23 protein-coding genes are annotated in these 26,454 nt (G+C 73.3%); 11 read left to right on the forward strand and 12 right to left on the reverse strand.

All coding sequences use genetic code 11. The features are described 5' to 3' along the window. Positions 1-6: 6 nt before the first annotated feature. From ABG090_RS04230 to ABG090_RS04240, 3 genes are read right to left on the reverse strand one after another with little or no spacing between them, the layout of a single operon-like run. Positions 7-1,098 carry an Mrp/NBP35 family ATP-binding protein gene (locus ABG090_RS04230; protein ID WP_347756698.1) on the reverse strand — a complete coding sequence of 364 codons (1,092 nt, stop codon included), beginning with the start codon at positions 1,096-1,098 and terminating at the stop codon, positions 7-9. Between the two features lie 24 nt (positions 1,099-1,122). Then, positions 1,123-1,620, reverse strand: coding sequence for a DUF1003 domain-containing protein (locus ABG090_RS04235; RefSeq protein WP_347756700.1), 498 nt, complete (start codon positions 1,618-1,620; stop codon positions 1,123-1,125). Then, positions 1,613-2,842: a CBS domain-containing protein gene (locus tag ABG090_RS04240; RefSeq protein ID WP_347756702.1), complete on the reverse strand. Its 1,230-nt coding sequence runs from the start codon at positions 2,840-2,842 to the stop codon at positions 1,613-1,615. The genes ABG090_RS04235 and ABG090_RS04240 overlap by 8 nt, the downstream gene beginning before the upstream one ends. Positions 2,843-2,928: 86 nt before the next feature. Here ABG090_RS04240 and ABG090_RS04245 point away from each other — a divergent pair, with 86 nt between their 5' ends. Next, positions 2,929-3,555, forward strand: coding sequence for a general stress protein (locus tag ABG090_RS04245; protein ID WP_347757487.1), 627 nt, complete (start codon positions 2,929-2,931; stop codon positions 3,553-3,555). Between the two features lie 52 nt (positions 3,556-3,607). Here the strand turns inward: ABG090_RS04245 and ABG090_RS04250 are convergent, their stop codons facing one another. Then, positions 3,608-4,498, reverse strand: coding sequence for a LysR family transcriptional regulator ArgP (locus tag ABG090_RS04250; RefSeq protein WP_347756704.1), 891 nt, complete (start codon positions 4,496-4,498; stop codon positions 3,608-3,610). Between the two features lie 85 nt (positions 4,499-4,583). Between ABG090_RS04250 and ABG090_RS04255 the strand changes: the two genes are divergently transcribed. Then, positions 4,584-5,342, forward strand: coding sequence for a LysE family transporter (locus ABG090_RS04255; protein WP_347756706.1), 759 nt, complete (start codon positions 4,584-4,586; stop codon positions 5,340-5,342). 154 nt (positions 5,343-5,496) lie between these two features. Here the strand turns inward: ABG090_RS04255 and ABG090_RS04260 are convergent, their stop codons facing one another. Both ABG090_RS04260 and ABG090_RS04265 read right to left on the reverse strand, forming a co-directional pair. Then, entirely contained in the window at positions 5,497-6,951 is a 1,455-nt protein-coding gene (locus tag ABG090_RS04260) for an aminopeptidase P family protein (RefSeq protein ID WP_347756708.1), read from the reverse strand. 48 nt (positions 6,952-6,999) lie between these two features. Next, positions 7,000-7,536, reverse strand: coding sequence for a helix-turn-helix domain-containing protein (locus tag ABG090_RS04265; RefSeq protein ID WP_347756710.1), 537 nt, complete (start codon positions 7,534-7,536; stop codon positions 7,000-7,002). A gap of 58 nt (positions 7,537-7,594) precedes the next feature. Here ABG090_RS04265 and ABG090_RS04270 point away from each other — a divergent pair, with 58 nt between their 5' ends. The 3 genes from ABG090_RS04270 to ABG090_RS04280 are packed head-to-tail and all read left to right on the forward strand — an operon-like array spanning position 7,595 to position 10,431. After that, a complete protein-coding gene (locus tag ABG090_RS04270; RefSeq protein ID WP_347756712.1) occupies positions 7,595-8,878 on the forward strand; it encodes an MFS transporter in 1,284 nt (427 codons plus the stop codon). Positions 8,879-8,918: 40 nt separating this feature from the next. Beyond that, the gene (locus ABG090_RS04275; RefSeq protein ID WP_347756713.1) at positions 8,919-9,728 is read left to right on the forward strand and encodes an alpha/beta fold hydrolase; all 810 of its coding nucleotides are present in this window, start codon (positions 8,919-8,921) and stop codon (positions 9,726-9,728) included. Continuing rightward, positions 9,709-10,431, forward strand: a complete 723-nt coding sequence (locus tag ABG090_RS04280) for a hypothetical protein (RefSeq protein WP_347756715.1) — start codon at positions 9,709-9,711, stop codon at positions 10,429-10,431. Before ABG090_RS04275 ends, ABG090_RS04280 begins: the two co-directional genes overlap by 20 nt. A gap of 140 nt (positions 10,432-10,571) precedes the next feature. Here ABG090_RS04280 and ABG090_RS04285 read toward each other — a convergent pair whose 3' ends face one another. Then, complete coding sequence (locus ABG090_RS04285; protein WP_347756717.1) at positions 10,572-11,582, reverse strand: endonuclease/exonuclease/phosphatase family protein; 1,011 nt, start codon at positions 11,580-11,582, stop codon at positions 10,572-10,574. Positions 11,583-11,640: 58 nt separating this feature from the next. Between ABG090_RS04285 and ABG090_RS04290 the strand changes: the two genes are divergently transcribed. Continuing rightward, positions 11,641-12,540, forward strand: coding sequence for a PHP domain-containing protein (locus ABG090_RS04290; protein ID WP_347756719.1), 900 nt, complete (start codon positions 11,641-11,643; stop codon positions 12,538-12,540). 112 nt (positions 12,541-12,652) lie between these two features. Here the strand turns inward: ABG090_RS04290 and ABG090_RS04295 are convergent, their stop codons facing one another. Further along, positions 12,653-14,224: a DEAD/DEAH box helicase gene (locus ABG090_RS04295; protein WP_347756721.1), complete on the reverse strand. Its 1,572-nt coding sequence runs from the start codon at positions 14,222-14,224 to the stop codon at positions 12,653-12,655. Positions 14,225-14,310: 86 nt separating this feature from the next. Here ABG090_RS04295 and ABG090_RS04300 point away from each other — a divergent pair, with 86 nt between their 5' ends. Next, positions 14,311-15,036 (forward strand): ferritin-like fold-containing protein, encoded by a 726-nt coding sequence (locus ABG090_RS04300; RefSeq protein ID WP_347756723.1) that lies wholly within the window; start codon positions 14,311-14,313, stop codon positions 15,034-15,036. 20 nt (positions 15,037-15,056) lie between these two features. Here ABG090_RS04300 and ABG090_RS04305 read toward each other — a convergent pair whose 3' ends face one another. Both ABG090_RS04305 and ABG090_RS04310 read right to left on the reverse strand, forming a co-directional pair. Beyond that, positions 15,057-15,365, reverse strand: a complete 309-nt coding sequence (locus ABG090_RS04305) for a hypothetical protein (RefSeq protein ID WP_347756725.1) — start codon at positions 15,363-15,365, stop codon at positions 15,057-15,059. Next, positions 15,365-15,583, reverse strand: coding sequence for a DUF3107 domain-containing protein (locus tag ABG090_RS04310; protein ID WP_347756727.1), 219 nt, complete (start codon positions 15,581-15,583; stop codon positions 15,365-15,367). The genes ABG090_RS04305 and ABG090_RS04310 overlap by 1 nt, the downstream gene beginning before the upstream one ends. A gap of 113 nt (positions 15,584-15,696) precedes the next feature. On the opposite strand from ABG090_RS04310, the gene ABG090_RS04315 reads away from it, so the two are divergent. Both ABG090_RS04315 and ABG090_RS04320 read left to right on the forward strand, forming a co-directional pair. Then, positions 15,697-18,774 carry a PD-(D/E)XK nuclease family protein gene (locus ABG090_RS04315; RefSeq protein WP_347756729.1) on the forward strand — a complete coding sequence of 1,026 codons (3,078 nt, stop codon included), beginning with the start codon at positions 15,697-15,699 and terminating at the stop codon, positions 18,772-18,774. After that, positions 18,771-21,914: an ATP-dependent DNA helicase gene (locus ABG090_RS04320; RefSeq protein ID WP_347756731.1), complete on the forward strand. Its 3,144-nt coding sequence runs from the start codon at positions 18,771-18,773 to the stop codon at positions 21,912-21,914. Before ABG090_RS04315 ends, ABG090_RS04320 begins: the two co-directional genes overlap by 4 nt. On the opposite strand, the gene ABG090_RS04325 is transcribed toward ABG090_RS04320, so the two are convergent. Next, complete coding sequence (locus tag ABG090_RS04325; RefSeq protein ID WP_347756732.1) at positions 21,900-23,081, reverse strand: phosphotransferase; 1,182 nt, start codon at positions 23,079-23,081, stop codon at positions 21,900-21,902. The genes ABG090_RS04320 and ABG090_RS04325 overlap by 15 nt on opposite strands. Before the next feature lie 59 nt (positions 23,082-23,140). Between ABG090_RS04325 and nudC the strand changes: the two genes are divergently transcribed. Next, positions 23,141-24,058: an NAD(+) diphosphatase gene (nudC, locus tag ABG090_RS04330; RefSeq protein WP_347756734.1), complete on the forward strand. Its 918-nt coding sequence runs from the start codon at positions 23,141-23,143 to the stop codon at positions 24,056-24,058. Continuing rightward, positions 24,055-25,806 (forward strand): ATP-dependent helicase, encoded by a 1,752-nt coding sequence (locus ABG090_RS04335; RefSeq protein ID WP_347756736.1) that lies wholly within the window; start codon positions 24,055-24,057, stop codon positions 25,804-25,806. Before nudC ends, ABG090_RS04335 begins: the two co-directional genes overlap by 4 nt. Here the strand turns inward: ABG090_RS04335 and ABG090_RS04340 are convergent. Further along, positions 25,712-26,440 carry a hypothetical protein gene (locus tag ABG090_RS04340; RefSeq protein WP_347756738.1) on the reverse strand — a complete coding sequence of 243 codons (729 nt, stop codon included), beginning with the start codon at positions 26,438-26,440 and terminating at the stop codon, positions 25,712-25,714. The genes ABG090_RS04335 and ABG090_RS04340 overlap by 95 nt on opposite strands. Positions 26,441-26,454 lie beyond the last annotated feature (14 nt).

The raw sequence follows: 26,454 nt of genomic DNA on the forward strand, positions 1-26,454 counted from the left end.
CGGCGCTCAGGCAGGCGAGATCGGCAGGCTGCGGCCGGAGATGCTCCTGGTGCCGCGCAGCGACTCGGCGAGCGCGATGATGGCGGCCGCCGCCGGCTCTGCCGGTGCCTCGAGCACGACCGGCGCACCGGCGTCGCCGCCCTCGCGCAGGGCGACCGACAGCGGGATCCGCGCCAGCAGCGGCACCTCGAGCCGCCGCGCCGCCTCGTCGCCGCCGCCGGAGCCGAACAGGTCGAGGATGCTGCCATCGGGCTGGGGGAGCCCCGCCATGTTCTCGACCACGCCGAGCACGCTCTGGCCCGTCTGCCGCGCCACCTCCGCCGCCCGCTCGGCGACGCCGGCCGCCGCCTTCTGCGGCGTCGTCACCACGAGCACCTCTGCGTGCGGCAGCAGCTGGCCGAGCGAGATCGCGACGTCTCCGGTGCCGGGCGGCATGTCGATCAGCAGCACGTCCAGATCGCCCCACCAGACATCCGTCACGAACTGCGCGAGCGTGCGGTGCAGCATCGGGCCGCGCCAAGAGACGGAGCGGTTGCCCTCGACGAACATCCCGATCGACACCAGCCGCACGCCGTGCGCCTCCGGGGGCATCATCATGTCGCCGACCCGCGTTGGCTTGGCGTCGGTGCCGAGCAGGGCAGGGATCGAGTAGCCGTGCACGTCGGCATCGATGACGCCGACGGCGAGCCCCCGCGCCGCGAGCGCGACCGCGAGGTTGGCGGTCACGGTCGACTTGCCGACGCCGCCCTTGCCGCTCGCGACGGCGATGATGCGGGTGAGGGTGTCGGGGCCGAACTGCTGCGGGCGCGAGCCGCGCAGCCGCGCCACGAGCGCACGGCGCTGCTCGGGAGCCATGACGCCCAGGTCGATCTCGACCCGCTCGACGCCGGGCACGGAGGATGCCGCCTGCACCACATCCGCCTGGATCCGGTCGGCCGCCGGGCAGGCCGCCACCGTGAGCTCGAGCCGGATGCGCGCCACGCCGGCCTCGAGCGTGGCGGCCGGGATCATGTCGAGCTCGACCAGCGGGCGCCGGATCTCGGGATCGATGACGGTCGCAAGCGCGCGCTGCAGCGCTGGATCGATCGGGGTCACCACGGGGCCGTCACCGCTGCACGATCGTCACTGGGCGGCGTCGCGGTCGCGGCGCTCGTCCAGATCGTCGACGAACGACTTCAGCTCTGCGCGGATGAACTCGCGCGTGGCCATGTCGCGCATGGCCATGCGCAGTGCCACGACCTCGCGGGCGAGGTACTCGGTGTCGTTCAGGTTGCGCTCGGCGCGCATGCGGTCCTGCTCGATCTGCACGCGGTCGCGGTCGTCCTGCCGATTCTGCGCCAGCAGCAGCAGCGGCGCGGCGTAGGAGGCCTGCAGGCTGAGCACGAGAGTCAGCAGCGGGAAGCCCTGCGACTGCGGGTCGAACTGCGCCTCGGGCGGCACCAGCGAGTTGTAGCCGAGCCAGAAGGTGCAGAAGATCGTCATCCCGACGATGAATGCCGGGGTGCCCATGCCGCGCGCGAACGCCTCCGTGAAGCGACCGAAGCGATCCTTCGACTCGCGGCGGCGGACGCGGCGGCGCTGCTCCTTCGGGCGCGAGAAGTCTTCGCTGTGCTCAGCCATGCGACGCCTCCTCCTGCGCGCGCCAGTCCTCGGGCAGGATGTGGTCGAGCACATCGTCGATCGTGACCACGCCGACGAGCCGGCCGGCGGGGTCGACCACGGGCACCGAGACCAGGTTGTAGGCGGCGAGCTGCCGCGTGACCTCCGCGGCGGAGTCGCTCGCGAGCACCGGCTCGATCTGCTCGTCGAGCAGCGTGCCGACGCGCTCGTTCGGCGGGTAGCGCAGCAGTCGCTGGAAGTGCACCATGCCGAGGAAGCGGCCCGTGGGCGCCTCGTACGGCGGCAGGGTGACGCAGACGGCCGCGGCGAGCGCCGGCGCGATCTCGTGACGACGCATGAGGGCGAGTGCCTCGGCGACCGTCGAGTCGGAGGCGAGGATGATCGGCTCGGTCGTCATCAGGCCGCCGGCGGTGTCGGCGTCGAACGACAGCAGCATGCGGACGTCTTCCGCCTCGTCCGGGTGCATGAGGCCCAGCAGCGTCTCGCCGCGCTCGGCCGTCATGTGGCCGAGCAGGTCGGCCGCGTCGTCGGGCTCCATCTGGTCGAGCACATCGGCGACGCGCCCGTCCTCGAGCGAGGCCAGGATCTCGACCTGCCGATCCTCGTGCATCTCCTCGAGGATGTCGGCGAGGCGGCCGTCGGAGAGATCCTCGGCGACCTCCATCATGCGCTGCTGCGGCAGGTCGAGCATCGCGGAGGCCGCGTCGGCAGCGGGCAGCTCGTCGAGGGAGGCGAGCAGGTGCTCGGTGTCGTGCTCGGCGTCGAGCTCGTGGCGCACGTCGTTCCAGCGCGCGAGCGTCGTCGGACCCTTGCCGAACGGGCCCACCTTGGGCTTGCGCAGGAAGAGCTCGAAGACCTCCCACTCGCCCGGCCCCTGCTCGGCGATCGACAGATCCTCGAGCACTGCGGTGGAGCCGTTCTGCAGCGTGACCGTGCGGCCCAGGACGTCGGCGAGCAGCAGGCGCTCGCTGCCGCGCTGGCGGAAGCGGCGATCGCTGATGGCCGACGCGATGAGCTGGCCGCCACCGATCGAGAGCACCCGGCCGATCGAGAGGAAGACCCGCTGTCGGCCGCGGTCCTCGACCACCAGGCCCACGACGCGCGGCGACCCGCCCTGTCTCGGCACGGCGACGACGTCGCGCACCTTGCCGATGCGCTCGCCGGCGGGATCGAACACGCCCGCGCCCGCGAGGCGGGCGACGAAGACCGTGGGAGCGCTCATGGCCACCAACGTACCGCGCGAGCCTGACGCCGACAGCGAACCGGGCCGTGTGACGCGGGGGCGCGTGGAAGACTGGACGGGTGAGCATGTTCCAGCGATCCACCGCCGGCGACCAGCAGCTGCCGAACGGCGTCGTCGTCGCCTCCTACGAGACGTATGCGCAGGCGCAGGCCGCGATCGCGAAGGTCTCGAGCTCCGACACGGAGCTCGCCGGCCTCGCCATCATCGGCAACGACCTGAAGCTCGTCGAGCGCATCGTCGGCCGTCTCACGTGGGGCAAGGTCGCCATGCGCGGCGCGATCCGCGGCCTCGGCTTCGGCGCATTCCTCGGGCTGATGTTCCTGGTGTTCGTGCCGGAGGCGCTCACGTCGGTGCTGGTGTTCCCGATGCTCGGCCTGGCGTTCGGCATCCTGCTCGCGGTCGTCCAGCACGCGATCATCCGCCGCAAGCGCGACTTCGCGTCGACCCAGCAGGTGCTCGCCGCTCGCTACGACGTGGTCGCGCCGCAGACCGTCGCCGGCCGCGCGATGCAGGTCATCGGTCAGCGCGAGGGCGCCGTGGCGCCGAGCGAGGCGCAGCTGCAGAGCGCGCCGCCGCCGCACGGTAGCCCGGAGCAGCCGCAGCAGCCGACGGGCGCACCCGAGCCGGCGAAGGGCGAGCGCACGCCCGTCTCGAACCCGGCGCCCGAGCGGCGCGAGCCGCCCGTCTCCTAGCAACGTGCGAGCGGCGCGAGCCGCCCGTCTCCTCGCGACGCCCCCGCCGGCGTCAGGAGATCGCGCCCGACTGACGGGCAGCATCCGCGACCGCGTCGCTCACGAGGTCGAGCAGCGGCGACTGGATGTTCCACCGCTGCCACCACAGCGGCACCGCCACCGCGTCGTCGGCCAGCACCACGAGGGAGCCGTCGGCCACGCCGCGCTCGAACTGGCCGGGCAGCAGCATGCCCCAGCCGAGCCCCATCCGCACCGCCTGGGCGAACTCGGCCGAGGCGGAGATGCGGTGCCGGGGCGCGGCCGTGCGAGCCCCATGCCGCTTCGCGAAGCGAGCCTGCAGCGTGTCGTTCGCGTCGAAGTCGACGATGGGGGCGGTCTCCAGCGCGGCCCTGGTCAGCCCCTGCCCGAACCACCGGTCGGCGAACGCGCGCTCGGCGACGGGCCGGTAGTGCATGCTGCCCAGCGGCGCCGCGACGCAGCCGGACACGGGCTCGCGCTGCGCGGTGACCGCCGCCATGACGGTGCCCGATCGCAGCAGCTGCGCGGTGCGCTCCTCGTCCTCTCGGTGCAGGTCGAAGGTGGCCGGCGTCTGTGCGGTGACGGCGGTGAGGGCGGGCATGAACCAGGTGACGAGCGAGTCGGCGTTCACCGCCAGCGGCACGCGGGGCGCGGTCGTCGGACCGCCGACGGCGCCGAGCGCAGCGAGCGCGTCGTGCTCGAGCAGGGCGAGCTTGCGCGCGAGCTGCACGAGGGTCTCGCCGGCCTCCGTCGGGCGCACGGGCTTCGTACGCTGCAGCACGATGCGTCCGGTGCGGTGCTCGATGGCCCGGAGGCGCTGACTCACGGCCGACGGCGTGATGCCGAGCGTCGAGGCCGCCCGCTCGAGGGTGCCCGCGTCGACGACCGCGGCCAGCGTGCGCAGGTGATCGAGGGGCAGCTCCATGCGGCCATGCTAGATGCAGTTCTGCTTACGTCACGACAGAAAGATTCGTTGGACTGCATCTCGTCCGCGCCGTAGCGTCGGAGCCATGGAACACGGTGTCGTTGCGCTGCTGTCGGGGTTCGCGCTGTGCCTGGGCCTGATCCTCTCGATCGGCGCCCAGAATGCGGTGGTGCTGCGGCAGGGGCTGCGCCGCGAGCACGTCGGCATCGTGGTGCTCGTGTGCGTCGTGAGCGATGCGATCCTGCAGGTCATCGGCGTGGCGGGCGTGGCGACGCTCGTCGCTGCCGAGCCGTGGCTCGAGAGCCTTGCACGCTGGGCGGGCGCAGTCTTCATCGTGGGGTTCGCCGCGCTGAGCATCCGTCGGGCCATCCGCGGCGGCGGCTCGCTGGAAGCCGCGCCGGACGAGCCGGCCGTGGCGCCGCCGCTCGCGGAGCAGCCCGCGTCCGCAGCAGCGACGACGGGCGCCGCCGCGACGGCCAGCACGACGGCCAGCAGGACGGCCAGCACGGCAACCGGCGCGGTGACGACCGCACCCGTCGTCGCGACGCGCAAGGGCAAGGGCCGGATGACGGCGTTCCTGACGATCCTCGCTGTCACCTGGCTCAACCCGCACGCGATCGTCGAGACCACGGTCGTGCTCGGCTCGGTCGCGGGCACCTACGGCGATGCACGCTGGTGGTTCCTGGCAGGCGGGATCGCGGCCAGCACGATCTGGTTCGTCGGGTTCGGCTACGGCGCCCGCTACCTCGCGCCGCTGCTGCGCACCGAGCGCGCCTGGCGCATCCTCGACGGCGGCATCGCGATCGTGATGCTCGTGATCGCCGTCATGCTCGTCACCACTTGACGCCCGCCCGCCGCGACATCCCCCGCCCGCGCCTCACCGCGCATCCGCCGACGCGTGTCAGCTTGTTGCACTTCTGCGAAGCGAACAGTGCAACAACCTGACACGCGTCACCACGTCACGCGGCGCGGCGGGGGCGCGGCGGGGGCAGCGCGGGTCAGCGGGCGCGGATGTCGCGCATCCACGCCTCGACGTCGTCGGCGGTGCGCGGGATCGCGGCCGAGAGGTTGACGGCACCGTCGGCGGTGACGAGGATGTCGTCCTCGATGCGGATGCCGATGCCGCGGAACTCCTCGGGCACGGTGAGGTCGTCGGCCTGGAAGTACAGGCCGGGCTCGATCGTGAAGACCATCCCCTCGCGCACGACACCGTCGTGGTAGAAGTCGCGGCGAGCCTGCGCGCAGTCGTGCACGTCGAGGCCCAGGTGGTGGCTCGTGCCGTGCACCATCCAGCGGCGGTGCAGCTGCTGGTCGGGCTCCAGCGAGACCTCCGCCGAGACCGGCAGCAGGCCCCACTCGGCGGTGCGGCGCGCGATGACCTCCATCGCCGCGGCATGCACCTCCTTGAAGATGATGCCGGGCCTGACGATCGCGAACGCCGCATCGGCGGCTTCGAGGACGGCGTCGTAGATGCGGCGCTGCACCTCGCTGAACGAGCCCGAGATGGGCAGCGTGCGGGTGATGTCGGCGGTGTAGAGGCTGTCGACCTCGACGCCGGCGTCCAGCAGGATGACGTCGCCGTCGCGCACGGCGCCGTCGTTGCGGGTCCAGTGCAGGTAGCAGGCGTGGTGCCCGGATGCGGCGATGGTGTCGTAGCCGACGGCGTTGCCGTCCAGGCGCGCGCGGCGGTGGAAGGCGCCCTCGACGACCCGCTCGCCGCGCTCGTGCTGCGACGCGGAGTGCAGGTCGGCGACGACGTCGTCGAAGCCGCGGGCCGTGGCGTCCACGGCTGCCTGGATCTCGACGACCTCGTGCTCATCCTTCACGAGCCGCTGCTCGCTCAGGTCGCGCGCGAGCACATCGCCGTCGGGGTTGGCGGCCGAGAGCTGCGCCTCGACGGCGGGATCGGCGCCGGTGACGACGAGCACCTCGCCCTCGGTCTCCAGCGCGGCGCTGAGCTCGCTCAGGTCGGCGACCTCGAGGCCGAGGTCGGCGGCGACGTGCTCGAGCGATGGGCGCGGTCCGACCCAGAACTCGCCGATCGCCGGATTGGCGTAGAACTCGGTGGTGCCGCGGCCTGCGGGCGCGCGGAAGTAGAGCGTCGCCCGGTGCTCGGCGGCATCCGCGACGGGCTCGAGGACCAGCACCGAGTCGGGCTCGGCATCCGACCCCCAGCCGGTGAGGTAGGTGAAGTCGGGGTGTGCGCGGAACGGGTAGTCGGTGTCGTTCGAGCGCACCTTGAGGCCGCCGGCCGGAATCACCAGCCGCACGCCCGGGTGGAGCGCCGAGATGCGTGCGCGGCGCGCGGCCGCATAGGCGGCTGCGGCGCGCGGCGACGGCGTCGTCTCGGTGCGCTCTGCCCAGCCCGACTGGATGTGCTCGGTGAATGCCGACGACGTCGGTGTCGTCGAGCGGTTGGTGGAGGGCTGCGTCGTGGTGGAGTCACTGCTCATGCTCTCCAGTGTCCCACTCCCGGGGCGGCGCGGGCAGTGGCAGCGGCGTCAGCGCTCCGGCGCCGCCGGGTTGAAATCGGCGTAGACCGACGTGAAGACGCCGATCGTCTCGCCGTCGCCGTCGGGGCCGCGCTCCTTGAACTCGTCCATGAGTTCGAAGAGCCGCTGCTGGAACTCCTCGCGGTGCTCGGCATTGAGCTTCAGGCCCATCCAGGAGATGTCGATCATGTCGGGCGGCACGCCGTCGATCTGCTGCAGGAAGGTCTCGAGCAGCACGGGGGAGAGGCCCGGCACCTGGGTGCTCCAGGAGCGACCCGTCGCCCGATAGGGCACCTCGCGCGCGCCACCGGTGCCGCTGCGCTCGGCCTCGGCGGCGAGGAAGCCGGTCTGCGCCAGCGTGCGCACGTGGTGGAGCATCGTGCCGGGGTTGACGCCCAGCAGCTCTGCCAGCTCCTTGTTGGTGCGCGCCTCGAACGCGCACAGCCGCAGCACCCGCAGGCGCAGGGGCGAGCTGAGCGCCCGCGCACGCGCCTGCACCTCGGCGTCGCTGTCGCCCGTGCGCTGCTCGGGCTGCTCGTCTGCCATGCCTCCATGCTAGCGACGCCGATTGACACTCCTCAATCAGCGTCGCATACTGATTGGCATGTCCCAATCGGAGCGGCCCTCGCTGACCGGCGAGCCCGGCGCGGCCCAGAACTCGCTCTGGAGAGACCCCAACTTCCTCACGCTGTGGTCCGGGCAGGCGCTCGCGCAGGTCGGCTCGCAGGTGACCGAGCTGGCGATCCCGGTGCTCGCCGTGCTGCTGCTGCAGGCCACCGAGTTCGAGGTGGGCGTGCTGGGCGCGGCCGGCGTCGCGGCGTTCCTCGTCGTCGGGCTGCCGGCGGGGGCGTGGATCGACCGCATGCGCAAGCGCCGCGTGATGATCTGGGCGGATGCCGTGCGGGCGCTCGCGCTGCTGGTCGTCCCGGTGCTGTGGTGGGCCGGCGTGCTGGAGATGTGGCATCTGGTGGTCGTCGCGCTCGTCGTCGGCGTCGCGACCGTCTTCTTCGACGTGTCGTACCAGAGCGTCATCCCCTCGCTCGTGCGGCCGAGCCAGATCGCCGAGGCGAACGGCAAGCTCGAGGCAACGGGACAGCTGGCGAACATGGCCGGGCCCGCGCTCGGCGGCTGGCTCATCGGTGCGATCACGGCACCGTTCGCCGTCGTCGCCACGGTCGGCACGTACGTCGCGTCCCTCGTGGCGCTGGTGCTGACGCGCGATCACGAGGAGCCGCGAGTCGCCGACGACCGCGCGCCGATCGCGCGGGAGATCACGGAGGGGCTGCGCTGGGTGTTCGGCAATCCGCTGCTGCGCCGCATCGTCGGCACGACCGGCATCTCGAACTTCTTCAGCACCGTGTCGTTCACGCTGCTGCCGATCTTCCTGCTGCGCGAGCTGGGCCTGAGCCCGGCGGCGATGGGCGTCATCCTGTCGCTCGGCTCGGCCGGCGGGCTCACGGGCGCGATCGCGACGCCGCACATCGTGCGCCGGATCGGCGAGGCGCGCTCGATCCCGGTGAGCGCGATCGCGTTCGGCCTCGCCGCGTGCCTGCTGCCGCTCGCCGCCACCTTCCCCGCCATCGCCTTCCCCCTGCTCGTCGGCCAGCTCTTCGTCGGCAGCTTCGCCGTGCTCGTCTACAACATCACGCAGGTCACCTTCCGGCAGCGCATCACCCCCAGTCGCCTGCTCGGCCGCATGAACGCATCCGTGCGGTTCTGCGTCTGGGGCGTGATGCCCATCGCGGCGCTGCTCGCGGGTGGTCTCGGCACCTGGCTGGGCGTCGTCGCGACGATGTGGATCGGGGCCGTGGGTCAGGTGCTCTCGACGCTGTTCGTCGTGATCGGGCCGTTCTGGAAGCTGCGACAGCTGCCCGACGCGCAGCGCTGACGCGGGCGGAGTCCTCAGGCACCGGCCGTACCCTGGCCGGATGGGGATCTTCAGCAGCGAGCGCGTCGCACGATGGCGCGCGGCCGCCGACGGCATCTCCGACGCGGTGAGCGCAGGACACACCGAGGGGGAGCACTCGGTGATCGTGCGCCGCTGGCCGCGACCCGGCGCCCCCTGCATCGTGCTCGTGCACGGCATCGGCATGGGGCAGCAGTACTTCGGTCTGCTCCGCGCGGAGCTCGCGCACACCTTCGACGTGGTGACGCTCGACCTTCCAGGCTTCGGCTCCGCGCCCGAGCCGACGCGGTCGCTGTCGATGCCCGAGCTCGCCGATCTGGTGGCGAACGCGATCCTCGCGCACGCGAGCGTGCCCTGCGTCGCGGTCGGCCACTCGATGGGCAGCCAGGTCGTCGTGGAGCTCGCCGTCCGACACCCCGAGCTCGTGGAGCGGCTCGTGCTGCTCGCGCCCACCGTGAACGCGGCCGAGCGCAGCGGATGGCAGCAGGCGCTGCGGCTGGTGCAGGATCTGTCGAACGATCCGCCGATCGTCGCCGCCATCGGCGCGCGCCTCTATCTGCAGACCGGGCTGCGCTGGTACCTGCGCAAGCTCCGCACCATGCTCGACCACGACATCCGCCCCTTGCTCCCGAGGGTCCAGCAGCCGACGCTCGTGATCCGCGGCGATGAGGATCGCGTCGCCCCTGCCGAGTGGGTGGCCGAGGTGCTCGCGGGACTGCCGGATGGCCGCTTGCGCGTCGCGGAGGGCCGCGGCCACGAGGCCATGGTCACCGGCGCAGAGCCCGTGGCATCCATGATTGAGGAGTTCGCCGGTGCCGATCACGCCACGTGAGGTGCTCGTGTGGGCGCTCGACTACCAGTTCGCGGCCCGCATGCACCTGCGGTCGACGCTCGATCCGCGCCCGCCGCACGTCATCGGGATGCCCGGCGCGCGGGTGCACTGCGTGATGATCCCCGGCGTTGTCGAGCGCTGGCCGTTCATGGAGCCGCTCGGCAAGCGGCTCGCGCATGCCGGGCACGCCGTGCACTTCGTGCCGGAGCTCGCACGGCACCTGATGCCCGTGCACGAGGCCGCGGTGGTCGTGGAGGCGGCGGTGGATCGGGTGATGGCGGCGCATCCGCACGCGCAGGTGGTGCTCGTCGGCCACTCCAAGGGCGGGCTGTCGGGCAAGCGGATGCTCGTGGAGCGAGCGCGGGAGCCGCAGCTGCCGCAGCCCGCGGGTCTCGTGGCGCTCGCGACCCCGTTCGCCGGATCGTCCCGGGCGCGGCTGATGCGGAACGCGGCAATCCGGGAGTTCGACCCGACGAACGAGCGCCTGCGCGCGCTCGCGGCCGAGCGCAGTGTCGATGCGCGCATCCGCGTGGTGCTGCCCGATCTCGACCCGCACATCCCCGGCAATGCGATCCCCGAGGGCACCGAGGGTGTGCGGCTGCGTGCCAAAGGGCACTTCCGGCCGCTCGCGACCGCCGAGGCCGCCACCGCGGTGCTCGCCGCCATCGAGTCGCTCACGCGCCCCGCGCCCGCGCGCGACTGACGCGCCGCGCCGCCCCCACCCATCGGCGGCGCGTGTCAGGTTGTTGCAGAGATTGGCCGCGGGAAGTGCAACAACCCGACACGCGTGCCCCGGATGTGCGGCTGTGGCAGTGCGCGGCAGCGGCGACGGGCGCTCGCCGCTCAGCTGGTGGGGCGCAGGCGCACCACGACCGGGCGGTGATCGGTGCCGACGCCGTCGAGGCCGGTGAGCACGCGCGCGGCGATGGGCGTCCAGTCCGGGGTCGCGACCACATGGTCGATGTTCGCTCCGAGCCAGGTCGGTGCCCAGGTCGGCCAGGTGGCGACGGCGCCCGCGCCGAGGGCGGTGGCCGCGTCGCGGCACACGCCGAGATCGCCGCCGTCGGTGCGGAGCTGCCACCAGTGATCCACGGTGGAGTTGAAGTCGCCGGCCATGATCACAGAGTCGGAGCCATCGCAGAGCCCCGCGACGAACTCCAGGTCGGCGCGCCAGTTGCGCATCTGCCCCAGCACCGGCGCCACCGGGTGCGCAGCCACGAGCACCGGCCCGTCGCCGTCGTCGGGCCGCGCCACCACGGTCGGCAGCGTGCGCGTGCCGCCCACCTCGAGGTCTCTCGTGTACTCGCCGAGCTCCGCCGCGATCAGCAGCGTCGTGTTCAGCGCCCCGTAGGAGGGCGAGTAGCCGGTGGTGTGCACCCAGAAGCGCTTGCCGGCCTCGCGCAGCAGCTCCGCGACCGCGACGCCGGTGGTGAGCGTCGTCTCTGGCAGCATCACCGCATCCGCATCGGTCTCGTCGATGACACGCGCGATCTCGTCGACGCCGGGCTCGTCGCCGAGCGTGTTCCAGGTGAGCACCACTAGGTCGTCGTCGAGCCCGTCGGAGAGCGTCTGGCTGGCGTCGAGGCCGCGCGAGAGGTGGATGCCGGTGGAGACCAGCACGAACACGAGCAGCAGTGACACGATCCCGAGCACGAAGGGACGCACGCGCCGCCAGCCCACGAAGGCGAGGAACAGCAGCAGCAGGACGATGGCGATGCCGACCACGCCGATGCGCATCGAGACGACCTGCGCCACGACCGGCGCCTGCTCGAGCCCGAACGCCTGCGGCCACGCGGCGACGGTGAGGCAGCCCGCGACGATGATGGCGAGCAGCCAGCCGAGGATCGCGAGCATGCTGCGAGCGTAGGCGATCGGCAGAGGGTCTTCGGGAGGGCGCGCGTAGGCTGGCGGCATGGAGCGACATCGGGCAGGGGGCGAGACGGCCGACGTCGACTGGAGCGCGCTCGGACCGGCCGATCTGCACACGCACTCCCGGGAGTCCGACGGCACGGACGCGCCAGGGGACGTGGTGCGCGCGGCCGCGGCGGCGGGCCTGGGGGTCATCGCGCTCACCGATCACGACACCGTCGCGGGATGGCCGGAGGCGACCGCGGCGGCGCGGGAGGCCGGCGTAGCGCTGCTGCCGGGCGTGGAGTTCTCGTCGCAGATCGGGCCCGCGAGCGTGCACGTGCTCGGCTACCTGCTCGACCCGGAGGCGCAGGCCTTCATGGGCGAGCGCGAGCGCATCCGCACCGAGCGAGTCACGCGGGCCGAGCGCATGGTGCATGCGATCGGCAAGGACTATCCGCTGACGTGGACGCACGTCGAGCAGCACTCGGCGCCGGGCGCCACCATCGGTCGCCCGCACATCGCCGATGCGCTCGTCTCGCTCGGGATCGTGCCCGACCGCTCCGCGGCATTCGAGAGCATCCTGCACTGGCAGGGCGGCTACTACCAGCCGCACCGCGCGCCAGCGCCGGAGGAGGCGATCGCGATCATCCGCGAGGCGGGCGGTGTCTCGGTGCTCGCGCATCCGGGGGGCCGTGGGCGACCGGTGCTGCGGATGGGCGTGCTCGACGCGCTCGTGGACGTGGGCCTCGACGGGCTGGAGGTCTGGCATCGCGACAACGACGGGGCGGACCGTCGGCAGCTCCTCGCCCATGCCGAGCGGCTCGACCTGCTCGTGACGGGCTCGAGCGACTTCCACGGCACGGGCAAGCCCAACCGCCTCGGTGAGCACACGACGGATGCCGCCGTGGTCGCCGAGATCGTGCGGCGCGCCACCGGCTGGCCGCCGGTGCTGCCGCGCTGATCGGCGTCCGGCCGATGTCCTGACCGGAGCGGGACGGGCACGACGGGATGCCGAACGGCCGCCCCGCCAGTGCGGAGCGGCCGTTCGCAGCGTGGGCTGCCGCGGGTGGGCGTCAGGCCTGCGGAGCCTGGGGCGCGTTCGCGCCGCCGCCGCCGGAGCGACGGCGACGACGACGGCGCGTGGGTGACGCGTTGCCGTCGTGGTGCTCGACGCCGCCGCCGTCGTGCGTGCCGCGGCCCTCGGCGCGCTTCGGCTCCGACGGCTGCTCCGACTGCGTCGACGCATCGGCGCTCTGGCCCTCGCCTGCGCTCGAGCGACCGCGGCCGCCGCGACGCCGCCTGCGCGTGCCGTCGCCCTCGGTGCGCTCACCGGTGCGCTCGCCTGAGCGGTCGCCGGTGCGGTCGCTGCTGCGCTCGCGCGAGCGGTCGCCACGATCGCTCCGCTCGCCGCCGCGGGCGCGCGGCGCGACGCCCTCGCGCTTGGCCTCCTTGTGCGGCGGGGTCGTCGTGAGACGGCCCTTGACGCCCTCGGGGATGCGCAGGTCGGTGTACAGGTGCGGGCTCGAGGAGTAGGTCTCCACCGGCTCCGGCTTGTTGAACTCGAGCGCGCGGTCGATGAGTGCCCACTTGTGCAGGTCGTCCCAGTCGACGAAGGTCACGGCGATGCCGGTGCGGCCCGCGCGGCCGGTGCGGCCGACGCGGTGCAGGTAGGCCTTCTCGTCCTCGGGGATGGTGTGGTTGATGACGTGCGTGACGTCGTCGACGTCGATGCCGCGGGCCGCGACGTCGGTCGCGATCAGCACATCCTTCTTGCCTGCCTTGAAGTGCGCCATGGCGCGCTCGCGGCCCTCCTGGCTCATGTCGCCATGCACGGCAGCGGCCTGGAAGCCGCGGTCGATGAGCTCCTCGGTGATGCGCGAGGCGGCACGCTTCGTGCGCGTGAACACGACCGTCTTGCCTCGGCCCTCGGCCTGCAGGATGCGCGCGATCACCTCGTCCTTGTCGAGCGCGTGCGCCCGATAGACGATGTGCTCGATGTTGGCCTGCGCGATGGTCTCGTCGACATCGGTGGCGCGGATGTGCAGCGGCCGCGACATGAAGCGGCGCGCGAGCCCGACGATGGCGCCCGGCATGGTGGCCGAGAAGAGCATCGTGTGGCGCACGGCGGGCACGAGCGAGAAGAGCTTCTCGACGTCGGGCAGGAAGCCCAGGTCGAGCATGCGGTCGGCCTCGTCGAGCACCATCTCCTTGACCTTCGACAGGTCGAGGATGCGCTGGTTGGCGAGGTCGAGGAGGCGGCCGGGGGTGCCGACCACGATCTGCGCACCCGCCCGCAGCTGGTCGATCTGGCCCTCGTACGCCTTGCCGCCGTAGATCGAGACGACCGTGGTGGGCCGATTGGAGGTGATGAGCTCCAGGTCTTCGGTCACCTGCACGGCGAGCTCGCGCGTGGGCACGACGATGAGCGCCTGCACGCCGGGCGCGGGCGCCTCGCCCAGCCGCTGCGAGAGGGGGAGACCGAATGCGAAGGTCTTGCCGGTGCCGGTCTTGGCCTGGCCGATGATGTCCTGCCCCGAGAGCGCAAGCGGGATCGTCTGCTGCTGGATCGGGAAGGGTTCGAGGATGCCGCGGTCGGCGAGGGCCTGGACCATATCGGCGTCGATGTTGAGGTCTTGGAAAGTCAAGGAGTGTTCCGCCTGTTCGTATGCTCCCGCAATCCTACCCGGGGGAGTGCGTCGCGGCGTTCGGCGTCGCCCGTAGACTCCTCACCGTGGTGAAGTGGTTCGATCGGACGCCGCGCGATGTGACGCGCCAGCTGCTCCGTCAGCACCGGGTGCCGGTGGTCGGCGACCGCGTGCTGCTGAGCGACGTGCGCCCCGCGCTCGTGCCCTTCGTCGGCCAGGCGCTCGGGCTCGAGCTCGAGCTGGTCGCGAAGGCCGGCCGCGTGCTCGAGCACGCACCGACGCTGGCGGCGCGCAGCGAGCTCGCCGAGGTGGTGCGCGTCCACGCCAGCCGCGCGGGAGCGTTCGCGCGCATCCTCGAGCGCGAGGGCGTCGAGCCCGAGCAGGCGATGGGCCCGTTCGCCGAATCGATCCACCACTTCGCTCGCGCGACCGAGGGCGCCGACTGGTACGAGCAGCTGCTCGCGATCCACGTCGTCTCCGGGCTGCTCGGCGACTTCTTCGTCGCCATCGCTCCGGGCCTGCCGGAGGGCGATCAGGACGCGATGCTGCGGACGCTGCGGGGCGAGAGCGCCCACGCGCTGCTCGTCGCCCTGCTGCGCCGGTCGATCGCAGGCAATCCCCGGCTCTCCGACCGCATGGCGGTCTGGGGTCGACGGCTGGTCGGGGATGCGCTGCTGCAGATGTACCTGGCGGTGAACGGGCCCGACGAGACCGGCCGTGCGGTGCCGAGCCAGAAGCGGCTGGAGCCGGCGTTCAACGACATCGTCGCCTCGCACACGCGTCGCATGGACGAGCTCGGCCTGACGGCCTGAGGCTCGGCTCGGCCCGGGGCTCAGGCCCGCTTCGTCGACCGCAGCTCGGCGAGGTATGCCGCGTCGGCGGCTTCGCGGCGGGCGGGCAGCACGCGCGGGATCAGCAGCGACACCACGAGCGCCGCTGTCAGGCTGGCCAGCCACAGCCAGCCGTTGTCGGCTGCGGCGCCGAGGACGGCGCCGATCGTCCACACGATGCCGGACGCGGCGGCGGCCGCGAGGGGCTGCAGGAACAGTCCCAGCCACTCCCGGCCCGGCAGCAGGTAGCGCGCCAGCAGGCCGATGGTCGCGCCCATCACCATGGGCACGAGCACGAGGATCGGGAGCATCAGGCGACGAAGCCGATCTGGCGGGTCGACTCGCTGCCGATCTCGACGTAGGCGATGCCGGCGCTGGGCACGATGTAGCGGCGGCCCTTCGCGTCGTCGAGCACGAGGTGACCCGACCCGAGCGCTGCGAGCACGGCGTCCTCGACCTCCTTGGCGGCCTGTGCCGAGTCGAACGCGATCTCACGCGCAGAGTCCTTGATGCCGATGCGGATGTCCATGCTCCTGAGGATAGGCGATCCGCGCGTGCCCCTTCGTCGCTTCCGCGCCGGGCGAACGCGGCCCGGCGGTGGGGCGGTCCGGTGGTGTCGGCGGTCGTCGGTACCGTGGCGCTGTGACCGACCAGCCCGTGCTCCTCGACGCCTCGCAGCGCGCCGTGCTCGACCTTCCCGACAACGCATCGGCCATCGTGCTGGGCGTCGCGGGGTCGGGCAAGACGACGGCGCTCGTCGAGCTCGCCGCCGAGCGGCTCGGCTCGAGCGCGCACGGCACCGGGCGTCCGCCGGCACGCCTGCAGCCGGCCGAGCTGCTGGTCGTGGCGGGCTCCCGCCAGGCGGCGACGGCGCTGCGCGATCGGCTCGCGGTGCGCACGGGCCTCGTCACGCCCGGCCCGATGGCGCGCTCGATGCCCTCGTTCGCGCACGCGGTGCTCACTGCCGCCGCGCTCGCCGAGGGGCGACCGGCGCCGCAGCTGCTCTCGGGTGCCGAGCAGGATCGCATCATCGCCGCCATGCTCGCCGGCCACGCCGACGATGCGGCCGCCGGTTCGCCGAGCGGGCCGACGTGGCCCGAGCACCTGGGGCCAGCGGTGCGCGAGCAGGCCGGGTTCCGCGCCGAGCTGCGCGAGCTCATGGCCGCGGCCGCGGAGCGGGGCATGGATGCGACGGCGCTGGCGCGCGAGGGCACGACGCGCGAGGTGCCCGAGTGGGTGGCCGCGGGGGCGTTCATGGCCGAGTTCGATCGGCTGCAGCGGCTCGAGCGGCGCGGCGCCGACGCGGTCACGGCCGCGTCGCTGCTGCGCAGGGCGGCGGCCGAGGTCGGCCTGACCGCGGTGGCGCTGCCGAAGCTGGTACTCGTCGACGACGCGCAGGAGCTGACGGAGGGCGCGGTCGTGCTGCTCGAGGCGCTCCGCGCTCGCGGCGCCACGGTGATCGCGTTCGGTGATCCGGACACGACCACGGGCGGCTTCCGGGGTGCGGATCCGGCGCTGCTGGGCCGGTTGCCCGCACGGCTGGGCTTCGCCGAGCAGGACGGCCACCGCCTGCTGCTGCAGCACGACCACCGGCACGGCGAGCGCGTGCGAGCCTTCGCGGCGAGTCTCGCGCAGCGCATCGGCGCTGCCGGCGCGAGCGACCACCGCGGCGCCGTCGCGGCCGGGGGCACCGACGACTCGGTCGAGCTGCGCGTCGCGGCATCCGTCGATGAGCAGGCGCGACAGATCGCGCGCGTCATCCACGAGCGACGCCGCACCGGGGTCACGCACGACGAGATCGGCATCATCGTGCGCACGGGGCGCATCGCCTCGGAGCTCGCCTCGATGCTCGCGGCGCTCGACGTGCCCATCGCCTCGGGCGCGCCGACCAGGCTGCGCGAGGCGCCGGTGGTCGACGCCCTCGTGCACGTGCTCGCGCTCGCGACCGCCCGTGTGCCGCTCACCGGCGAGCTGGCCGAGCAGCTGCTCCGCAGCGACCTGCTGGGTCTCGACGCGCTCGCCGTGCGCCGTCTCAAGCGCGCGCTGCGTCACGAGATCATCGCCGACGGCGGCGAGGTGCATGTGCCCGGCGTCGAGCTCGTGCGGGCGGCGATCGAGCACCCCGAGCGGCTGGAGGGGCTGCGCGGTGCGCGGGCGGGCGCGTCGGCAGCGCGCCGGCTGGCACGCATGCTCGCGGATGCGCGGGCGCTGGTGGAGGCCGATTCGCCGGCGTCGGTCGACCAGGCGCTGTGGGCGGTGTGGGCGGCCGCGGGCGTGGCGGACGCCTGGCGTCGGGCGGCGCTCGAGGGCGGCGCCGTCGAGCGAGCGCTCGCGAACCGGCGCCTGGACGCGGTCGTGGCGCTGTTCGACCAGGTGGCCAGGCTCATCGAGCGACGCCCAGACCTGGACACCGGCGGCTTCGTCGACTCCTGGCTGGCGTCGAACGTCGACGACGACTCGCTCGCGGCCCGCACCGAGGGCGCCAGGGTGGCGATCGGCACGCCGGGTCAGTTCGTCGGCCGCGAGTTCGACACCGTCGTGATCGCCAGCCTGCAGGAGGGCGTCTGGCCCAACCTGCGTCTGCGCGGATCGCTGCTGGGCGCCAACCGGCTCGACGGCGACGTCACCGACGATGCCCGCGCGGCGGTGCTGCACGACGAGCTCCGGACCTTCGCGAAGGCGGTCTCGACCGCGCGCACGACGGTCGTGCTCGCCGCGGTCGAGAGCGACGAGGAGCAGGCGTCGCCGTTCACGGCCGGCGCACCGAAGGCGCCGCCGTACGCCGAGGCCTGGCACTCGCTGCGGTCGCTCGTCGCGCATCTGCGCAGCCGCGTCACCGCGCGGGGCGATGCTGCCGCCGCCGCAGCGCTGCGACGCCTCGCCGACGACGGCGCGGTGGGCGCGGCGACATCCGAGTGGGCCGGGCTCGCACCGATCACGAGCGACGCGCGCCTCGACACCGACGAGCCGGTGGCAGCCTCGCCGTCGTCGCTGCAGAAGCTCGACGAATGCGAAGTGGCGTGGGTGATCGACCGGTTGGCGGGCTCCACCTCGAACCGGGCGGCGGGGTTCGGCACCATCGTGCACGAGGCGGTCGAGACGACGGATGCCACGGACGCCCAGGCGCTGGAAGCCGCGATCGGAGCGCGGGTGGGAGAGCTCGTCCACGAGTCGACCTGGGAAGCCGCGCGGCAGCGCGCCGACATCCCGCCGATCGCAGCCCAGATCGCCGACTACTTCCTGGCGCTGCGAGGCGCAGGGTGGCGCGTCGAGCCGGCAGAGCACGAAGCCCGCTTCATGGTGCAGTTCGACGACGGCAGTCAGCTGAAGGGGTCGATCGACTGGCTCGAGCACGGCACGGACGGCACCGTCCGCGTCGTCGATCTGAAGACGGGTGCGCACAAGCCGGACGCGCACCCCGAGCTCGGCAACCTGCAGCTGCGCGCCTACCAGCTGGCGGTCTCGCTCGGCGCCATCGAACGCGTGCCAGCGCAGTCGCCGACCGAGGCGCGGCTGTTCCTGCCGCGCATCGCCCCCAAGACGAAGGTCGTGGAGGCGTCCGCGTTCGAGGAGGTGCGCGAGCACTTCGTCGAGCACCTGCGAGCGGCGATCGACACCATGGGCGGCGTCGCCTTCGCCGCCTCGCCCGCTGAGCACTGCTTCGACGACTTCTCCTACGGCCAGTGCGGCATCCACGTCCTCCCGGAGGTCACCGAATGAACTACAGCGCCGCAGACCTCGCCGAGCGGCTCGCGCACGCGGCCGGCACGCCCCCGCAGCTGCCGACCGAGGAGCAGATCGCGGTCATCGAGGCCCCGACCGCGCCGACGCTCGTGGTCGCGGGCGCGGGCAGCGGCAAGACCCACACGATGGCGCAGCGCGTGCTCTGGCTGGTCGCGAACGAGGTCGCGCAACCGGATGAGGTCCTGGGGCTGACCTTCACGCGGAAGGCCGCACGCGAGCTGGCCGATCGTCTCGACCAGCAGCTGGCGCTACTGGCCGACGCGCAGCTCGTGCCGGTCGACGTCGTCCAGACGCGGAAGCCATCCGTGCAGACCTACAACTCCTTCGCCGGCAGCCTGTTCAAGGAGTGGGCGCTGCTCATCGGTCGCGACCCGGACTCCGAGGTGCTCTCCGACCCGGCCGCGTTGCTGATGGCGCTGCGCATCGCTCGCGCCTCGGACGATGAGCGGCTGGCGACCATCGGCTCCGCGACCAGGGTGGCGGAGCACGTGCTGCGCCTCGCGGGCGAGCTCGGCGACCACCACGTCTCCACCGAGCGGCTGCGCCGGGCGGGCTTCGCCGACGCGTTCGCGGCGAAGGCGGCGCTGCCGCCCGACCCCTCCGCCAAGCGCGCCCTCGCGCAGAAGGCACAGCAGGACTTCGCGGCCGACGTCGCCCGGGTCGGCGCGCTCGCCCCGCTCAGCGCGCTCGTCGACGCCTTCGACGAGCAGAAGCGGCGCCTGGGCGTGGTGCAGTTCAGCGACCAGGTGCGATTCGCCCTGGACGCGCTGCTGGCGCACGACGGCGCGATCGAGGAGCTGCGCGACCGCCACCGGTTCGTGCTGCTCGACGAGTTCCAGGACACCTCGGTGCTGCAGCTGGAGCTGCTGGGCAGGATCTTCCGAGAACGACCCGTCATGGCGGTGGGCGACCCCAACCAGGCGATCTACGGCTTCCGCGGGGCCAGTGCAGGCACGCTCGCGCTGTTCCAGGATCACTTCGGCGCGACGGCGAAGGCGACCCTCTCGATCAGTTGGCGCAACGATGCCGAGATCCTCACGCTCGCCGGTGCCATCGCGGCCGAGCTGCCCATCCGGGCCGAGGTGCCGGTGGAGCCGCTCCGCGCTCGCGGCAGCGCCGGCCCGGGCGAGGTCGTCGTCCGCCACTGCCGCACGGTCGACGATGAGGCCGACGAGCTCACGGCGTGGCTCGTCGGGCACGGCGCCGGCCAGGGCGCCACCACGGCCGCGGTGCTCGTGCGGACGCACGGGCAGGCCATCGACCTCTCCGCGGCGCTCGCGGCGCGCGGACTGACGGTCTCGCGCTCGGGCGGCGGCGGCCTGTTCGAGGATCCCGCCGTGGTCGACCTGATCGCGGCCCTGCGCGTGCTCGGTCGGCCGGAGGAGGGCTCGAGCCTCGTGCGCCTGCTCGCCGGCTCGCGCTGGAGGATCGGGGTCGCCGACCTCATGGCGCTGCAGCGCTCGGCGCAGCGCATGGCCAAGGCCGGTCTCACCGACGAGCAGCGCGCGCGCGACCGCGGTGCGGTGGTCGCCGAGGCGTCGTCGTCGATCGTCGACGCGCTCGACGCCCTGGTCGACGGGGCGGCGCTGGAGGGCGCCACCGACGAGGGCGGCGCCCGGATGCGGCAGGCCGCGACGCTGCTGCGCGAGCTCCGTCGTCAGGCAGGCATGCCGCTGCCCGACTACGTGCGGGCGGTCGAGCGGGCGCTCCGGCTCGACATCGAGGTGGGCGCGAACCCGAACCGGTCGAATGCCGCGCTGGACGCCTTCGCGCGCGAGGTGCAGGCCTTCGCCTCGGCCGACGAGCGCGGCACGCTGGATGCCCTGCTGACCTATCTGGAAGCGGTCGATCGCGGCCGCGGGCCCGACGCGCCGCAGGAGGAGCCGAAGCCCGGGATCGTGCAGGTGCTGACGATGCACGCCTCCAAGGGCCTCGAGTGGGACGTCGTCGCCCTGCCCCGGCTCGCGCAGGCTCGCCGCGATCCGAGCACGCGCGGATGGCTCGACTGGGGGAAGCTGCCGTTCCCGCTGCGAGGCGACGCGAAGATGCTGCCGGTGCTCGACCACGACCAGCCGACGGTGCACGACTACCTCGCGGCGCGCGGCGAGTTCCTCGCCGACCTGGCCTCGCACGCCGAGTCCGAGGGCGACCGGCTGTCGTACGTGGCCGTCACCCGTGCCCGCCGAGCGCTCTGGCTCTCCGGCGCCCAGTGGTACGGCACCGGCACGACGCCCGCGAAGCCGACCCGGCTGCTCGAGCTCGCCGCCGCCACGATGGGCACCGAGCTGCTCGATCCCGCCTCGAAGGAGGACGGCAACCCGCGCGCCGGCAGCTCGGCGGTCGTGACGTGGCCGGTCGATCCGCTCGGCAGGCGCCGACCGGAGGTCGAGCGGGCCGCCGCGCTCGTCGATGCCGCCGATCCGGCGCAGTCGACGCCCTGGGACGACGTCATCGATCTGCTGCTGGCCGACCGCGCGCCGGCGCCGCTGACGCTCCCGAGCCGCGTCGCCGCATCCGGCTTCAAGGATTGGGCTGCCGACCCGGTCGAGGTCGCGAAGCAGCTCGCGCGGCCGATGCCGCAGCAGCCGTTCGCTGCCACCCGGCTCGGCACGCTGTTCCACGGCTGGGTGGAGCGCCGCGACGGGGCGATCGGCCTCGGCGACGCCGTCGACGACGAAGCGCTCGACGAGGAGCTCGTCGGCATCGACGCCGAGCGGCTCGAGCGGCTCAAGCAGACGTTCCTCGCCTCGCCCTACGGCGACCGCCAGCCGGCCGAGACCGAGATCGAGATCCACCTGCCGCTCGCGGGCACCACGGTCGTCTGCAAGATCGATGCGGTCTACCGGGACGGCGATCGCGCAACGGTCGTCGACTGGAAGACCGGTCGCCTGCCGTCAGGCGCCGCAGACCTCGAGGCCCGTCAGCTGCAGCTCGCGCTCTACCGCGCCGCCTACGCGGCGCACGCGGGGCTGGAGCCTGAGCTGGTCGATGCCGAGCTCTACTTCGTCGAGCACGATCGGATCGTCAGACCGGAGCGCATCGAGTCGCTCGCCGAGCTGGAGGCGCGCTGGCTCGCCGCGCAGCAGGCAGTGGCCGAGGCCTCAGCGGTCGGCTGAGGCCCGGTCGTCCCTGTCGTCGTCGTCCGCGACCGACGCGCGATCCGCCTCGACGCCCGCCGCGGTGGCAGCCGGCGGCGCATCGGCCGGCGGCGCGCCGGCTTCGGCGCTGCCAGCCGAGCCGGCGCTGCCGGCCGGGGCGTCGATCACCTCGGTCGCGTGCTCGGAGGCGCCGGTGGCCGGGCTCGCCGCACCCAGGTAGGCCTGCACCCCTGTCAGGTCCATCGTCTCGAGATGCTGCGGGGCGATCGCCGCGTCGGGATCGGCGTCGACCCGCGCGACCAGGCCGGCGAGCATCCCCTTCGCGTCGTCCACGATCGCTGCATCGGCGCGGTCGACGCCATGCAGCAGCCACTTGGCGATCTCCAGCTCGGCGTGCAGCATCGCCCGCTGGCGCACCTGACGGTCACCGATGCCGCGCGCGGCCGCATGCGCGTCGAAGGCCTGGTCGACGCTGCCGAACTCGTTCGAGCCCAGCAGGAACGCGAGGTCACGAGCGGGATCGCCGATGGCGAGCGAGTGCCAGCCGTCGAGGCCGACGACCTCGGAGCCGTCGATGCGGAACGCGGGCGCCTGCAGGTCGCCGTGCACGAGCGTGGGCTTGAACTGCCACAGCTGATCGTCACCGAGCGCCGACTCCCAGCGCTGCAGCAGCGCCGCGGGCACGGCGCCGGTCGCCGCCGCTCGGTCGAAGGTGTCGAGCAGCCGGGCGCGCAGCGATTGCGCGCTCTCGTGCGGCAGTCCCGCATCGGTGGCGACCGACGTCGGCAGCTCGTGGATCGCGGCGATCGCCCGGCCGACGCTCTCGGCGAGGCCGAGCCGCGCGGGGGAGATGTCGGCCAGACGCATCGGAGTGCCCGCGAGCCGTGTGAGCACGAAGAGCGTGGACTTGCCGGCCGGGGTCGTGCCGAGCAGCGCGGGCACCTCGAACGGCAGTCGCGATCGGGTCGCGAGCGTGAGTGCGCCCAGCGCCGCGGCGTGCGCGGTGGCGCTGCTCAGCGCGGCGACCGAGCGAGGCAGCACGACCTGCACCGTCGACTCGTCGGAGAGCCGCGCGGCGATGACCGAGCGGTGCTCATCGGAGCCGTCCTCCGTCGCGCCGACGACGTCGAGGCCGGGCACGGCGGTGGTGGCGAGCGCGGCTAGAGTGAGGGGGTTCGGGCTCATGGATGCCAGGCTAGGCCGCAACTCGCACGGGCGGGGCCGCGCCACGCGACGGAGGTGACGTGCCAAGCACTGCAGGTCTCGGTTCCGTGCCCCCGCTGGCGCGCTTCGCGATCGATCGCGACCACGTGTCTCGGGTCGCCCCCGATGCCGTGGCTCGGGCGCTCGAGCTCCCGTCGACCCGCATCGTGGTGATCGCGGGCGACCGGTCGCCCGTGCGCGACGGGAGGCTCGTGCGGTTCGCGCCGGGCGAGCTGCCGGAGACCATGCAGCACGTCGAGCCGCCGGTGCCGCCGAGCTGGCTCGGCAGGCTCGCGCCCGAGCCCGGCGGTGCAGGGGGCGCCATCATCCTCAGCCAGCTGGTGGGGGAGCCCTTCGAGGTCGAGGGCGCCCAGTGGCGCTCGCTGCGGGAGGTCGGTGCGGATCTCGACGACGCCGACGCCGGCGTGCTCGTGCAGGCCGTGGCGCTCGGCGTCTGGCAGCGCGAGAGCCTGCACAGCCCCATCGACGGCACGCCCGCGGCGTTCGAGGAATCCGGCTGGGTGCGACGATCCGCCACGGGCGCGGCGCACTTCCCGCGCACCGACCCGGCCGTCATCGTCGCGATCCACGATCGGGCGGACGAGCGCATCCTGCTCGGGCACAACGCGGCCTGGCCGACGGACCGCTACTCGCTCATCGCCGGCTTCGTCGATCCGGGCGAGTCGCTCGAGGCTGCCGTGGTCCGCGAGGTGCGGGAGGAGACCGGGCTCGAGGTCGTCGAGCCCCGCTACCTGGGGTCGCAGCCGTGGCCGTTCCCGCGCAGCCTCATGCTCGGGTTCGAGTGCGTGGCGCCGGAGCCCCAGCGGATCGTGCCCGACGGCGTCGAGATCCTCGACGTGCGATGGTTCACCCGCGACGAGCTGCGCGCGGGCATCGTGCAGCTGCCGGGACGCTCCTCCATCGCATCCTGGATCCTCGCGGCGTGGCTGGAGCGATGACGGATGCACCGATGACGGATGTCTCGGGCGCGCTCACCGACGCCGACCGCATCCTGGCGGGCCTCGACGAGCAGCAGCGGCTGGCCGCCACCACGCTGGGCGGCCCGGTCGCCATCCTCGCCGGTGCCGGCACCGGCAAGACGCGGGCCATCACGCACCGCATCGCCTACGCCGTCGCGACGGGGGAGCAGGCGGAGCACGCGTCGCTCGCACTCACCTTCACCTCTCGAGCCGCGGGCGAGATGCGCACGCGCCTCGCCCGGCTGGGCGCCGGCGCTGTGCAGGCGCGCACCTTCCACGCGGCCGCGCTCGCGCAGCTCTCCCACTTCTGGCCGCGCATCACCGGAGCTCGCATGCCCGCGCTGCTGCCGCAGAAGGCGGCGACCCTCGCGGATGCCGCGGCGCAGCTGCGCATGCGGCTCCCGACGGCGCAGCTGCGTGACGCCGCCGGCGAGATCGAGTGGCGCAAGTCGCAGGCGATGACGATCGAGGACTACGGGATCCAGGCGCGCATCCGACCGATGCCGACGGGGATCCTGCCGGAGGCGATGATCGACCTGCACATGGCCTACGAGCGGGTGAAGGACGAGCGCCGCCAGATCGACTTCGAGGACGTGCTGCTGGCCACCGCCGGCATGCTCGAGCGCGAGCCCGTGGCCGCCGACGAGGTGCGTGCGCGCTACCGGCACTTCACCGTCGACGAGTACCAGGATGTGTCGCCCATGCAGCAGCGCCTGCTGGCTGCCTGGCTGGGCGACCGACGCGACGTGTGCGTCGTCGGCGACCCGAGCCAGACGATCTACTCGTTCGCCGGTGCCGACGCGGCGAGCCTGAGCCGCTTCGTGCACGAGCATCCCGACGCCGAGGTGGTGCGGCTGGAGCGCTCCTATCGCTCGACGGCGGCGGTCGTCGGCTGCGCGAACCGGCTCATGCGCGGACGCGACGCGCTCACCCTCGCGGCCGCATCCGGCGAGCCGGGCAAGGAGCCGACGCTCTCGGTGCACGCGAACGACTCGGCGGAGGCAGCCGCGATCGCCGCCGCCTGCCGCGCGCAGGTCGACGCGGGTGCCGACCCCAGCCGCATCGCGATCCTCACGCGCTTCCACGCGCAGTCCGGTCTGCTCGAGCAGGCGCTCGCGAGCGTCGGCCTGTCATCGGCGGTGCGCGGCTCGGCCCGATTCTTCGAGATCCCGGTCGTCAAGCGCGCGGTGATGATGCTGCGCAGCGCGCCCGCCGACCGCCGACCGGTGTTCCAGGCGGTGACCGACATCGTCATGGGGCTCGGGTACCGGGCCGAGCCGCCGGCGACGCACGGCGAGGAGCGAGCCCAGTGGGATGCGCTGCACGCGCTCGTCACGCTCGCGGAGGAAGCGGGCGGCACCGACCTGCCGGCGTTCGCCCAGGAGCTGCAGCGTCGTGCGCAGACCGAGCACGAGCCGTCGGTCGCGGCGGTGACGATCGCCACCATCCACGCCGCCAAGGGCCTCGAGTGGCAGCACGTGCACGTGTGCGGCTTGGCCGAGGGCCTGCTGCCCATCTCGCACGCCACCACCCTCGCCGAGATCGACGAGGAGCGGCGGCTGCTCTACGTCGCCATCACCCGGGCCGAGCGCACGCTCTCGCTCAGCTGGGCGCGCAGCTCCGGGCACTCGGTCAGGCAGCCTTCGCGATTCCTGGCCGAGATCGCGCCGCCCCGCGCGCAGGGCGCGCGCCGAGGTGCGGGCAGGGCCGGCGGCGCAGCGCGCTGACCGTGCCGTCCCGCTGCCGGATCCGCACGGCCCAGCCGGCGGGCAGCGCATCGTCGCTCGCGCGCCGCAGCGCGTCGAGCACCGTCACCACGCACTGGGCTGCCGCGATCGGGCTCGCGGCGGGCGTGAGATGAGCCGGCAGCACCGGTGACTGCTTCGGCGCGCATCGCGTGCACGCGCCGCCGGCGGGCACGAACGGCCCGACCTGCAGCCAGGCGTCGCCGACGATCACCGGCAGGTGGGCGGTGCCGGCGCCTCGCAGGCGCGCGACCTCGGCGTCCGGCAGCCGCCACGGCGCCACCGGCACGATCACCCCGTCATTGCCAGCGGGATGCCCGGAGTCGCGGGCAGCGCGGTGCAGCCGCTCGGCCAGCGGCACGCGGCCCCGCACGAGCGTCGGGATGGCCGGCGGCTCGTCGAGCACCGCAGGCGCGATGGTCGCCAGGAGCGTCCGCGCCGCGTCATCCCCGACCAGCTGGGCGAGCTCGCGCGGCAGCACGCCGCGGGTGAGGGCTGCGATGGCGCGCAGCGTCGGCGGATCGGCGTCGAGCTCGGCGACCGGCGCCTGCGCCCCGATCGCGATGCGGTCCGGCGTGCGGCGGAAGACGGCGAGATGGGGATCGAGACGAAGCATGGGCGCATGGTGCG

The sequence above is a fragment of the Agrococcus sp. ProA11 genome (genome assembly GCF_039880525.1).
GTDB lineage: Bacteria > Actinomycetota > Actinomycetes > Actinomycetales > Microbacteriaceae > Agrococcus > Agrococcus chionoecetis.